We start from the raw sequence: 11,933 nt of genomic DNA on the forward strand, positions 1-11,933 counted from the left end.
CGGCGCCAGGCTGTACTGCGGCAGCACCCGCACCAGGCGCCCATTGGCCAGGTCGTCGAGCACCAGCCACTCCGGCAGCACCGCCAGCCCCAGACCGGCCAGGGCCAGGGCGCGAATCGCCGTTGCCGAGTTGGACTCATGCCCAGGGTTGACCCGCACCTCCACCTCGCCCCGACGCGGATGATTGAAGGTCCAGCTGGGCGGCCCCGCCAGGTTACTGTTGCCGATCCACGGCAAGCGGCTCAGATCCTCGGCCTGCAGCAGTTCCTGGCCCTGGAGCAGGTCCGGGCCGGCCACCAGGGCGATGCCATAGTCCCCCAGCTTGCGGCCCTTGAACCCCGAGTCCGCCAGGTGGCCGAGGCGAATCACCAGATCGAGCTTTTCCGCCACCAGATCATTCAACGACGAATTGAAGTGGTAACTCAGGCGCACTTCGGGGTAGCGCGCAGTGAACAACGGCAGGATCGGCAGCACGAAAGTCTCTGCGTACTCCGCCGTGGAGCTGATGCGCAACTTGCCCGAAACCCGGTTACGTCCATGCAGTACGTTGTCAAAGGCAGTATCGATATTGGCGACAATCCCCTTGAATTCGTCATACAGGTCCTGGCCGCTTTCCGTCAGGGCGATATGCCGCGTGGTGCGGATCAGCAACGTACTGGCCAGGGCTTGCTCCAGCGCCTTGATATGCAGGCTGGCCATGGCCTTGCTGATGCCAAGATACTGCGCGGCGCGGGTGTAGGAGCCAAAGTCCACCACCGCGAGAAAGGTCTGCACCCGATGCAGTTGGCCGTGAAAGGTCTCGCTCACTGTCAAATCCTGTTAAACAATTCGTCAAGTATAGGCACCTCGACAGTCTCCGCCCAACCTCCCTAAGCTCTGTACGAAAAGCCTTGATACTCGGTGATGCTGCGTTGAAAACGGTCTCGGAATGCTCATTTACAACCCAACTCCGCTTCCTCGACCGTTTTCGCCTTGCCTGACCTTCGTCTCAAAACTTTTCGTACAGAGCCTAAGCTGCGGGAAATACGGAGGCGGCATGACCTACAGATACAAAGTGGCGGTGGTATTTCTTCTCGGATTCTTTATCGACTGCGTGAACATCTTCATGTCGGCGGTGGCCCTGCCGAGCATCGCCGCGCACTGGCAGGTCTCCAGCGCCAGCGTGGCCTGGGTCGCCAACGCCTACATTCTCGGCCTGACCCTGGTGATTCCCATCAGCACCTGGCTGGCAGGACGCTTCGGCAGTCGGGAGATCCTCAGCGCCTCGATGCTGCTGTTCAGTGGCGCGGCCCTGCTCTGCGGGCTGGCCGACGACTTCAGGTGGCTGGTGTTCTGGCGACTGGTGCAGGGTATGGCCGGCGGCCTGCTGATTCCCCTGGGGCAGGCCCTGACCTTCAACCTGTTCCAGGGCCCGCAACGGGCACGCATCTCGACCCTGATCATGGCCGTCGCACTGCTGGCCCCGGCACTCTCGCCGACCCTGGGCGGCGCGATCGTCGACCACAGTTCCTGGCGCTGGGTGTTCTTCGCCAGCCTGCCGTTGTCATTGCTGGCGGCGCTGCTGTCCTGGCGCTGGGTCCGCAGCGAACGCACAGCGCATCCGGCCCCACCGGACCTGCGCGGCCTGCTGCTGGTGAGCGCCAGCCTGGGCAGCCTGCTGCTGGGCATGTCGCTGTACGGCAGCGGCTACCCGGCCTATCAGGCCCTGCTCTGCCTCGCGGCCGGCCTGCTGTTCGCCGCGCTGTACCGCAGGCACTGCCAGGCTTGCCCACAGCCCATCGTCGATCTGCACCTGCTGAACAATCCCCGCCTCGGCCTGTCGCTGGGCATCTACCACGCGATTCCCGGGATCTTCACCGGCGTCAACCTGCTGAGCCTGTTCTTCCTGCAGGACAGCCTGCACCTGAGCGCGCAACACAGCGGCATGTTCATGTTGCTGTATGCCGCCGGCGCCCTGCTGGCGATGCTGGCCTGCGGGCGTTACTACCACCGCATCGGCGCCCCGCGACTGTTCGCCATCGCCCTGGTGCTGCACAGCGCCGGCATTGCCACGCTGTGCTGGGTCAACGCAACGTCCGACCTGCCGCTGATCATGCTGGCCTACCTGCTGATGGGCCTTGGCGGCGGCGCCGGCGCCAACACCGCCCAGACCACCGCCCTGCTGGACTTCAGCGGCAGCGACACGCACAAGGCCAGCGTGATCTGGAACATCAACCGGCAGATGGCCTTCAGCCTTGGCGCGGCCTTGCTGCTGATGCTCTACAACCTCCTGCTCAGGTACCTGGACGCTGTCGCGGCCTATCACCTGAGCCTGCTGCTGGCCGCCCTGGCCGGCCTGCTTCCCTTGCCGGCCCTCGGCAGACTCACTCCACAAAAGGCCTCCCATGCCCAACTCGATCATTAAACAGGCGCAGTACAGCGTGCACTGGATTCATCAACTGATTCACAGTGTCTTCACCGATCAACGGGGGGATGGCGCGGCCTGCATCGAGCAACTGCTGCCGTTGTTCGCCGAAGATTTCCAGATGGTGACCACCGGCGGCGCGCTGGTTGGCCGGGCACAGGTGGAGCAGCTGTTTCGCGGTGCCCTGGGTACTCGCGCGGGGCTGGAAATCATCGTCAGCGATCTGCACTGCCTGTGGCAGGAAGGCCACAGCGCGGCGATCCGCTACAAGGAAACCCATTGCCTGAACCAGAGCCAGACCTCGCGCCTGTCACTGGCGATCATCCGGGTCCAGGACGATGCGGTGCAGTGGCTGTACCTGCACGAAACCGCCTGCCCCTGAGCCCTTTGCCCGAGGCGCGGCAAGTGCCCCGCCTCGGCCACGCTCGGGGCATCACATGGTGTCGACCACCTCGATCCCCAATAGCCCCAGCCCCTCTTTCAGGGTGCGGGCGGTCAGTTCACAGAGTTTCAGCCGCGAACCATCGACGCGCTCGTCAGCAATCACCGGGCAGGACTCGTAGAAACGCGAAAACGCCGTGGCCAGCCCGTACAGGTAGGCACACAGCACGTGGGGCAGGCTTTCGCGCAGCACTTGCAACATCACATCCTCGAAACGCAGCAGCTCCATGGCCAGGCTGTGCTCATGGGGTTCGATGATCTGCAGGCCTTGCTCCTTGACGCTCCCGGCCCGGGTCAGCACGCGGTTGGCCCGGGTGTAGGCGTATTGCAGGTAAGGCGCGGTATTGCCCTCGAAGGACAGCATCGCGTCCCAGTCAAACACATAGTCGGTGTTGCGATGACGGGACAGGTCGGCGTACTTCAGCGCGCCGATGCCCACCACCCGGGCCACGTGCCGACGGGCCTGGGGGGCCAGCCCGGTGTTCTTCGCGGCGATCAGCACTTCGGCCCGCTCCACCGCCTCGGTCAGCAACGCATCGAGCTTGACCGACTCGCCGGACTTGGTCTTCAACGGCTTGCCATCGGCGCCCTTGATCGTGCCATGGCTGACATGCTCGAAATCTGCCTGGGGCGGCAGGAAGCCGGCCTTGCGCGCCACCAGGAACAACTGCTGGAAATGCAGGGACTGGCGCACATCCACCACATACAGGCAGCGGTCGAGCTTGAGCTGGCGAATGCGAAAACGGATCGCCGCCAGGTCCGTGGTGGCATAGAGAAAGCCACCGCCCTGCTTCTGCACGATAAAGGCCGCCTCCTGGCCCTCCTTGTTGGCGTACTCCGGCAGCATGACCACCCTGGCGCCCTGGCGTTCGGTCAGCAGGCCCTTGTCCTGCAGGGCCTGGACCAGGGGCTGCAGGTCATCGTTGTAGAAACTCTCGCCACGGATGTCCGACTGTTTGAGCAACAGGCCCAGGCGCTGGAAGATATCCAGGGAGTGGGACAGCGACACCTCGACGAAGGTGTGCCACATGCGCAGCACTTCGGCATCGCCCTGTTGCAGCCGGACCACATAATCCCGGGCACGGCGGGCAAAATCCTCCGACTCGTCAAAGCGCAGCTTGGCCTGTTGATAGAAGCGGTTCAGGTCCCGCAACTCGTAGTCCTGCCGGCAGGTATCGGTGGCCTCCTTCATATAGGCCAGGAGCATGCCGAACTGGGTGCCCCAGTCGCCGACATGACTCTGCAGGATCACGTCCTGGCCCATGAACAGATTGATCCGCGCCAGGGCGTCGCCAATGATGCTGCCGCGCAGGTGCCCGACGTGCATTTCCTTGGCCAGGTTGACCGAGGCGTACTCCACCATCACCCGCTTGGCCGGCTGCGGCTCGACCCCCAGGTTGCGGGTCAGCAGCGCATGCTCCAGGCGTTCGCGCAGGAAGTCCCTGCCGAGGGTAATGTTGATGAAGCCCGGCCCGGCGATCTGCAGGTGCTCGGCGATGCCCCGCAGGTCCACCCGTTCCACCAGTTGCAGGGCCAGTTCGCGCGGCGCCAGGCCAAGCTTCTTGGCCGCGGCCATCACTCCACTCATCTGGAAATCGCCGAACTCGGGACGGCTGGCCAGTTGAATCACCGACGGGCTGTCAGTGGCGCCCAGGCCGTTGAGGGCGGCCGCGAAACGTTGGTCCAGAATGCGCATTACAGACATGTCGGATACACCTCATCCTTGAAGATTTCGAACCTCAGGCGGCAACCCTGCCCTTTACCTGACGGCGTAGTTTTGTACCACCATGACCAGCCCGCACAGCGCGGCCAGCCCTATGAACATCCATTGCCCCCCCACCAGATCGAGCATGGCGCCGCCGTAGATCGGCGACAGGGCGATGCCCACCCGATAAAGGCTGGAGACCCCGAAATAGGTGCCGCGCAGGCTCTCCTGAGCCAGCCGGTCGACCTCGATGCTGAAGATCGGGAACACGATCAGCTCGCCCACGCTCAACAGCAGCGTGGCCAGCGCCAGCCCCCAGAACAGTGTCACCGGCGAACCGGCGAATACCAGCTGCGAGGCTAGCATCAGGGCCATGCCCCAGAACAGCCGGCAGCGAGTGGAATAAGCCTCCAGCAAGCGCAACAGGGGAAACTGAGTAAAGACCACAATCAGCGAGTTGAGGGTGATCAGGATCACCAGCAGGGTCACCGGGTCCTGCACTTCGCTGCGCGCCAGGTACTGCGGCAGGGTCGAATCGAACGAGGCATAGACAAAGGCCGCCACGGTGTTGCACAGCATCAGCAGGGTAAATCGTCGATGCTTGAGCACTGCGCCGAAGGCAACCAGAAAGTTGGGCGTCGGGGCGCTTGTATGCCGTTGCGCCCTGGCTTCCTTGTCCCGCAGCAGACGCCACAGCAGCAGGCCGAAGACGGTGTACACCAGAGCGCAGGCGGCGAACACCAGGGAGCGCACGCTGGACAGCAGCAACATGCCGATCAACGGCCCGATGGAGCCGCCGACGTTCACCAGGAAATAGTTGGCATACAGCGCCAGCTCCCGGGACTGCAGGTCCTCCACGTAATCACCGATCAGCACTTTGCAGGTCGACTCCAGCAGCGAACAGCCGATGCTCACGCCGGCCACTGCCACGCCGAACCAGAACACCGAGTCGGCCTCGATGAACAGCAGGAACGACAGCGCGCTCAACAAGGCGCCCGCCAGGATCAGGCGTCGTCGCCCGAAGCGGTCCGAGAGCCAGCCGGTGTAGATGCTGCTCAGCGCGCCGCCCACCATGGCCACCGCCAGCAGGGTGCCGATCAGCGTCGCCCCCAGGTGATAGTCCTGGTACAGGAAGATCGCCAGGAACGGCCAGATCATGAAGAACGCGCTACGGGTCAGCAGGGTGCCGAACAGCACCACATGGATCTCCCTGGGCAGGGTGGCGTAGCGCGCCCAGCTGAAGGTTCTTTCAACCATGGGCCGGCCCACTTCTCCCGCCAGGGGGAGCCTGGCCCCCCCGGCCCTGATTCATTGCGCTAAGGGGCACGACTCATGCTCCTGTATCTTGAGTTCCGCCAGCAGCAACCGGTGCTCCTGGTCGGTGATCGGCAGCGCCCAGCCCGGCATGCCGCCGGACAGTACATTGACCGCCCTGGAGCGACCGTTGCAGCGGAAATACAGACCCGACATCTGCTGATTGATGTAGTACAGGCCAAACACCACGAATTGCTCCACCGGCCGGTTCCAGAAGGCCTGGGGCAAGCCATAGGAGCGCTGGCGGATAGTGGCCTGGGCAATCCATTCACCGTGTTTTTGACCGATGCTGGCGCGGATCAGTTCGTCAGTGGCTTCCTCACCAAGGATCACCCCCTTGCCACCGGTGGAGTTGCACGGTTTGAACACCAGTTCTTGGCGCCGCTGCAGCAGGCCCTCGAGGTTTTGCGCACTGACCCGCACCGTCAGCGGTATCCGGCGATCGATGGCGGCTCGCTGCTCTTCGTCCAGCACCGCCCGCAGCGCCGGCTCATGAAACAGCGAAAACCATGACTTGCAGCCGCTCACGTAGTTTTCGAAGGTGTTGAGCAGCAAGGCGCCAGAGCCGCAGATACGCCGCACCAGATCGCCGCCATCGACGATTTCCTCCTCCAGGAACAGGCGATAGACCAGGGTTCGCGCGCCCTCTTCGGCGCTCAGCCAGTGCGCCTGGTACTGATGCTCCTTGATCAGCACCACCTCCAGGTCCGGACAGGCCTGACGCACATGGCGCAACAACGGCTGGTAGGCCGAGGCGCCTCCCCAATGGTCATAGGCTTCAAGATCCAGGAGCACCACCCGGCTGCGCCGCTGCTCCTTGCACAGCCGCTGGATCAGCTGTGCCAGATCGACATAGGGCGATTGCCCGTGTTCGAAGCCACTGAGCTGCACCCCTCGCGACTCCAGGAAGCGGGCGCAGAAATCATGCAACTGCGGGCCTTCGATGGCCGGGCCGATGTTCAGTTCGCACAGCTGATACTGACCGTCCTGGCTCAGCAGCACGTCCGCCCGGCCGATCAGCCGCCCGCCCTTTTCCAGCAGCGACCAATCCACCAGATCCCGGACCTGGGTCGGCACATTGAACAATTCGAGGATGTCCTCGCGGCTGTGCAGGGTCAGCAAATGGGCGAGTATCCGCGATTGCGCCGCCAGGATCAGGCGCAAGTCCGCGGCCACCGCCTTGAAGGCAGCAGCGGGAAACAGGGCCAGGGGAAAGGGAGTCGCCTTGAACCCCTGGGGCTTTATCAACTGCGGATTGCGCTGGCCAAACACATCGAACAACGGGCGATTGAGCTCTTCAAAATTCATGGATCGCGCTTCCTGATGGGAATGAGGAACAAGCCCTCGGTGGGGGTGAATCAGAGGGTCGCTTCGCCGCCATCGATCACGATATCGGCACCGGTCACCCAGGCGGCTTCGTCACTGGCCAGGAACACCGCCGCGCCGGCGTGATCCTGGGGCGTACCGGCACGGCCCATGGGAATGTCCTTGCCCCGTTCGCGCCACAACTGCGGATCGTCCTGCCACTGGTTACGGTTGCCCTGGGTGGCGGTCAGCCCGGGCGACAGGGTATTGACCCGGATGCCCTGGGCGGCGAACTCATAGGCCAGGCTCTTGGACAGCATCGACAGTCCGGCCTTGGACGCCTGGTAGTGGGCCATCTGGCTGATGGCCTTGAAGGCGCTGATGGAAGACACGTTGATCACGCTGCCGGCGATCCGCCGTTCGAGCATGTGGGCGATCACCGCCTGGGTCAGAAAGAACGGAAACCGCAGGTTGGCATTCATCACCTTGTGGTAGTCCTCGACACGGGTTTCGAGAAACCCTGTGCGGGTGGTGATGCCGACATTGTTGACCAGCACATGCAGCTCATCGAACACAGCGAGGACCTGCCCGGCCAGTTGCGGCGCGGCACTGGCCTCCCCCGCATCCACCTGGAAGGCCTGGCACTTCACGCCCAACTCTTGCAGTTGACCCAGCACCTGGGCCGCAGCGGCTTCATCGCGCTGGTAGGTGAACGCCACATTGGCCCCTTCTCGCGCCATGGCCAGGGCGATGGCCTGGCCAATGCCATGACTGGCGCCGGTGATCAGCACGTTCTTGCCGGACAATCGTTGTTCTGCCATGTATTCATCCTTGTCATGCCTGGGTCCCAGGCACTGTGGTTTCAGAGGCTGATGCGTGTGCCCAGCCCCTTGGTCCGTGCCGAGCGCAGCAGGGCTGCCGCCACCGCCACATCCTGAATCGCCGTGCCCACTGACTTGAACAGGCTGCCGCCGGTGCCCCGTGGGACGGCGGAGCGGCCCAGCAGGCTGGCGATTTCCTGCACGTCCCAAGGCATCAGCATCCCCAGGCGCAGGCTTTGTATCAGCTCGCCGGCCTCGCGCAGGGCGGCATCGTGCTCCTCGACATACACCGCTACCCGTCCCAGCAGCAGCGGATCGATCTCGCACGCCACTTCATCGACCCCGCCGATGGCATTGATATGGGTCCCGGGGCGCACATCCGCCGCCCGCACCAAAGGCTCTGCGCTGGCAGTGGAGGTGGCGGTGCAGATCACATCTGCCGTGCGCACCGCCTGGGCCACGCTGTCGGTCACCATGACCTGCGTGCACAGCCCTTGATCGCTGACCCAGGCCGCCAGGGCCCGGGCCTTGTCGAGCGTCCTGGAATGCAGCAACAGTTGCTCGATGGGCCGCACCGCACAGACCGCCTCGATCTGGCTGCGGGCCTGGACCCCGGCGCCGATCACTGCCAGCACCCGGGATTCGGGCCGCGCCAGCAGGTCGGTGGCCAGCCCGGCCATGGCCCCGGTGCGCAGGGCCGTCAGCTGGGCACCTTCCATCAGCGCGAGGATTTCCCCGGTCTGGCTGCTGAGCAGGATCACCAGGGCATGGATCAGCGGCCGGCCGCTACGGGGGTTGTCCGGGGTGATGGTCGAGACCTTGACCGCCACGGCCTGGGCCAGTGGCAGGGCCGCCGGCATCACCAGCACCTGATTGCTGTCGGCACTGTCGCCCAGGGTCATGATGGTTCGCGCCGGCACTTGCACGCCGTCCGCCATGGCCGGTGCCAGGGCCTGGCGCAGGGCGTCGATGGCCTCGTGCATGGACAGTGCCCGGGCCATGGACTGGCGATCGAGACTGAGAAAATTCATGGGGCCTCCTGTTCGACCGCGGGCAGCGCCAGAGGCTCGCGCCGCGGCACCAGGAACGACCGCTGGTAACTGAGCACCACGCTGCCATCGGCCTTGAAGCCCTGGGTCTCGATGGTGGCGATCCCCTGCCCCGGCCGTGAACGGCTGGGACGAATGGCCAGGACCTTCGACTTGGCGTAGAGGGTGTCGCCGATGAATACCGGGGCCGACAGGCGCACCTGATCCCAGCCCAGATTGGCCAGGGTGCGAAAGCTCATGGTCTGCACCGACATGCCATTGATGATGGCGAAGGTCACCACGCTGTTGACCAGGACCTTGCCGAACTCCGTGTCCTTGGCGTACTCCTGGTCGAAGTGCAGCGGGTGATGGTTCATCGACAGCAGGGTCAGCCAGGTGTTGTCGGTTTCCAGCACGGTGCGCCCGGGCCAGTGACGAATCACGTCGCCGGGCTTGAAGTCCTCGAAGAACATCCCCGGCGACTCCAGGTACTCACCGTTGTCCAGCCGTTGCAGGGTCGAGATCATGGATGTGGCTCCTGGGTGAAGTTGTTCAGCAGCTTGCGGGCCTTCTTGATGAATGGAGGACCGATCATGTCGCCATCCAGGGTGAAGATTTCGCCCTGGCTGTGCTCCGCCCGACGCAGGATCTCCCGGGCCCGTTCCAGCTCGCCGGGGCTGGGGCTGAACACCTCCATGACCGTGGCCAGCTGGCGTGGATGGACGATGGCCTTGCCATGGAATCCCAAGGCCTTGACCGCACGGCTTTCCTCCAGCAACAGCTGCGGGTCGTCCAGGTGATAGCAGGCGGTGTCGATGGCGGCGATGTCGTAGCGCGCCGCCGCGTTGGCGATGCGCTGGCGGGCGTAGAGCATGTTTTCCCAGCCGATTTCCACCCCCAGCTCGGCCGCAAAGTCCGCCGAGCCGAACACCAGCCCCGAGCACTGGCTGGCAATCTTGTCGATGGCGTCGATTGCCTCCAGGGTCTCCACGGTGACGTACAACTGCACCGGGTGCTGCAGGCCGCTGAGCTGGGCACGAACGATCTCCAGTTCGCAGGCATCGCGGACCATGGTCAGCATCACGATGTCCGGCGCCACGCCATGGCGGATGAAGGTCTCCAGGTCCAGCAGGCCTTGGGGCGAGCGCAGTTCGTTGATCCGCACCGCCACCCGGGACGCCGACGCCGGGGCCTTGAGCAGTTGCAGGCAATGCTCCCGGGCCTGGGCTTTCCTGGCCGGGGGCACCGAATCTTCCAGGTCGATCAGGCAGACATCGGCCCCCGCCTCCCGAGCGCCCTGCAGCCGCTCGAGGTTGAAGGCCGGGGTATAGAGGATCGAACGGGGCAACCGGGGAATGGGGGCAGCCGAATAACCACGGGTTTGCATAACCGGACACTCGCAGCAATGGATGGGGGTTCAGGACTCGATGCAGCCACGCAACAGCTCGCACATGGACAGCACCTGCTCCTCACTGATGGTGGAGCGCAACATGACCCGCAGTCCGGCGTTGTCCTTGGCCACGATGGGGAAGAACACCGGCGACACATAGAAGCCGTTTTCGAACAGCAGCCGGCCGCTGCGGATCACCTTGTCGTTGGGCAACTGCACCAGGCGGATCGGAAAGGCATTGCCGGCCTGCTCGGTGCGGATGAACTCGTCGAACAGCTGGATGTTGCGCGACAGGGCGTTCTGCCGCAGCGCCAACTCAGGGCCGCGATGCAGCTCGGCAGAGGCCAGGGAAGCGCCGATGGCCGCCGTGTTCATCGGCTGCGACCAGGCCATCGGCCCGCCGAAACGGGTCAGGATGTCCTCCACCTGCTTACCCTTGGGACCAAACATGATGGCCGCGCCACTGGTGCCGAACGCCTTGTTCAGGGTGGCGACAATGATGGTGTTCTCATTGACCTGATCGATATGTGAACGGACATAGCCCTCGCCGTGCCGGCCGACGATGGACAGCGAGTGGGAGTCGTCGAGGTAGAGGAACAGGCCGTACTTTTCCTGCAGGGTCAGCAAGTCCCCGAGGGCCGCGTGGCCGCCCATGCTGTAGGTGCCGTCGGCGACATAGGCGACCTTGCGGTATTTGCGGCACAGGTCTTCCAGGGCATTCATGTCGTTGTGGCCGATGGTGAACACTTCGGTCTCGTCGCCGCACACCGGCTTGTACAGGCTCATGGAAAAGTGCGCGAACTTGTCGAAGGCCATCACCGGGCGCACGCCCTGGGTCAGGTGCCCGGACGCCAGCAGCGGGAGGATGCCCGCCGTGGCCGCACCTGCGGAAATGGCGGTGATGACCTTGGCCTCGAACAACTGCGAGAGCGACGCCTCCAGCTCCAGCAGCGCCGGAATCTGGATGCGGATCCGGGAAATGCAGTGGTCCAGCACGCCGTAGCGATGCAAGGCGTCAATGGCCCCCTGGACAATGCTCGGATGGGAGTCCAGGTCCAGATAGGAACAGCAACTGACGTTGATGAAACGATGGCCATCGGCGGTTTCCAGGCTGCCGTCCCCCACCAGATTGGCGACGATGCCTGCCAGGCCGTTGCGTTCGGATTCGTCCCAGAACTGGTTGCCGTAATCGAAGGCCTTGAGGTTGTTGCGGTACTTGTTGGTGGCCTGAGGTTGAGTGTTGTCGGTCATGATGATCTCCGGAATTCGAGTAAGTAGGGGCCTGTCAGGTAGGCATGACATCGAGGGCCTGGGCTTCGAACACCGCCAGCCGCCGCTTGAAGTCGCTGTCGGTTTTCCACACGGCGAAGATGTCGCCACTGGCGCCGACCATGATCAGCGCGTCCATGCCCTTGGCCCGTTTGAGGGTCTGCAGGGCATGAGCCGGGGTCTGGGCGATCGGGCTGCCAACGTTCAGCGAGGTGTTCACCGAGGCCTCGACCCCGCACTGTTTCCCCATCTGCTT

12 protein-coding genes are annotated in these 11,933 nt (G+C 64.1%); 2 read left to right on the forward strand and 10 right to left on the reverse strand.

Annotation, left to right across the window (positions count from 1 at the left end; translation table 11 throughout):
• Positions 1-813, reverse strand: an 813-nt coding sequence (locus BLX41_RS20830; protein ID WP_148059763.1) for a LysR family transcriptional regulator, incomplete at its 3' end; no start/stop codon positions are given.
• Between the two features lie 223 nt (positions 814-1,036).
• Between BLX41_RS20830 and BLX41_RS20835 the strand changes: the two genes are divergently transcribed.
• Entirely contained in the window at positions 1,037-2,404 is a 1,368-nt protein-coding gene (locus tag BLX41_RS20835; protein WP_123726410.1) for an MFS transporter, read from the forward strand.
• Positions 2,385-2,786 carry a DUF4440 domain-containing protein gene (locus BLX41_RS20840; RefSeq protein WP_185073714.1) on the forward strand — a complete coding sequence of 134 codons (402 nt, stop codon included), beginning with the start codon at positions 2,385-2,387 and terminating at the stop codon, positions 2,784-2,786. Before BLX41_RS20835 ends, BLX41_RS20840 begins: the two co-directional genes overlap by 20 nt.
• Before the next feature lie 51 nt (positions 2,787-2,837).
• Here the strand turns inward: BLX41_RS20840 and argS are convergent, their stop codons facing one another.
• The 9 genes from argS to BLX41_RS20885 form a co-directional block, all read right to left on the reverse strand.
• Complete coding sequence (argS, locus tag BLX41_RS20845) at positions 2,838-4,550, reverse strand: arginine--tRNA ligase (protein WP_123726411.1); 1,713 nt, start codon at positions 4,548-4,550, stop codon at positions 2,838-2,840.
• Between the two features lie 54 nt (positions 4,551-4,604).
• Positions 4,605-5,807, reverse strand: coding sequence for an MDR family MFS transporter (locus BLX41_RS20850; RefSeq protein ID WP_123726412.1), 1,203 nt, complete (start codon positions 5,805-5,807; stop codon positions 4,605-4,607).
• A gap of 51 nt (positions 5,808-5,858) precedes the next feature.
• Positions 5,859-7,172: a hypothetical protein gene (locus BLX41_RS20855; protein ID WP_123726413.1), complete on the reverse strand. Its 1,314-nt coding sequence runs from the start codon at positions 7,170-7,172 to the stop codon at positions 5,859-5,861.
• Positions 7,173-7,222: 50 nt separating this feature from the next.
• Positions 7,223-7,990 carry an SDR family NAD(P)-dependent oxidoreductase gene (locus BLX41_RS20860; protein ID WP_123726414.1) on the reverse strand — a complete coding sequence of 256 codons (768 nt, stop codon included), beginning with the start codon at positions 7,988-7,990 and terminating at the stop codon, positions 7,223-7,225.
• Positions 7,991-8,031: 41 nt separating this feature from the next.
• Complete coding sequence (locus tag BLX41_RS20865) at positions 8,032-9,021, reverse strand: ornithine cyclodeaminase family protein (protein WP_123726415.1); 990 nt, start codon at positions 9,019-9,021, stop codon at positions 8,032-8,034.
• The gene (locus tag BLX41_RS20870) at positions 9,018-9,545 is read right to left on the reverse strand and encodes a MaoC family dehydratase (protein ID WP_123726416.1); all 528 of its coding nucleotides are present in this window, start codon (positions 9,543-9,545) and stop codon (positions 9,018-9,020) included. The genes BLX41_RS20865 and BLX41_RS20870 overlap by 4 nt, the downstream gene beginning before the upstream one ends.
• The gene (locus BLX41_RS20875) at positions 9,542-10,405 is read right to left on the reverse strand and encodes an HpcH/HpaI aldolase/citrate lyase family protein (RefSeq protein ID WP_123726417.1); all 864 of its coding nucleotides are present in this window, start codon (positions 10,403-10,405) and stop codon (positions 9,542-9,544) included. Before BLX41_RS20875 ends, BLX41_RS20870 begins: the two co-directional genes overlap by 4 nt.
• 30 nt (positions 10,406-10,435) lie before the next feature.
• Positions 10,436-11,659, reverse strand: a complete 1,224-nt coding sequence (locus BLX41_RS20880) for an 8-amino-7-oxononanoate synthase family protein (protein ID WP_102878786.1) — start codon at positions 11,657-11,659, stop codon at positions 10,436-10,438.
• 34 nt (positions 11,660-11,693) lie between these two features.
• Positions 11,694-11,933: hypothetical protein (locus tag BLX41_RS20885; RefSeq protein ID WP_185073716.1), on the reverse strand; the 240-nt coding region annotated here is incomplete at its 5' end.

The sequence above is a fragment of the Pseudomonas protegens genome (genome assembly GCF_003732485.1).
In the GTDB taxonomy this organism is placed as follows: Bacteria; Pseudomonadota; Gammaproteobacteria; order Pseudomonadales; family Pseudomonadaceae; genus Aquipseudomonas; species Aquipseudomonas protegens_B.

Coding starts and splice junctions, on each gene's coding strand:
- BLX41_RS20850 (WP_123726412.1), bottom strand. CDS start 5,807: ATGGTTGAAAGAACCTTCAGCTGGGCGCGCTACGCCACCCTGCCCAGG.
- BLX41_RS20865 (WP_123726415.1), bottom strand. CDS start 9,021: ATGAATTTTCTCAGTCTCGATCGCCAGTCCATGGCCCGGGCACTGTCC.
- BLX41_RS20835 (WP_123726410.1), top strand. CDS start 1,037: ATGACCTACAGATACAAAGTGGCGGTGGTATTTCTTCTCGGATTCTTT.
- BLX41_RS20855 (WP_123726413.1), bottom strand. CDS start 7,172: ATGAATTTTGAAGAGCTCAATCGCCCGTTGTTCGATGTGTTTGGCCAG.
- argS (WP_123726411.1), bottom strand. CDS start 4,550: ATGTCTGTAATGCGCATTCTGGACCAACGTTTCGCGGCCGCCCTCAAC.
- BLX41_RS20870 (WP_123726416.1), bottom strand. CDS start 9,545: ATGATCTCGACCCTGCAACGGCTGGACAACGGTGAGTACCTGGAGTCG.
- BLX41_RS20880 (WP_102878786.1), bottom strand. CDS start 11,659: ATGACCGACAACACTCAACCTCAGGCCACCAACAAGTACCGCAACAAC.
- BLX41_RS20840 (WP_185073714.1), top strand. CDS start 2,385: ATGCCCAACTCGATCATTAAACAGGCGCAGTACAGCGTGCACTGGATT.
- BLX41_RS20875 (WP_123726417.1), bottom strand. CDS start 10,405: ATGCAAACCCGTGGTTATTCGGCTGCCCCCATTCCCCGGTTGCCCCGT.
- BLX41_RS20860 (WP_123726414.1), bottom strand. CDS start 7,990: ATGGCAGAACAACGATTGTCCGGCAAGAACGTGCTGATCACCGGCGCC.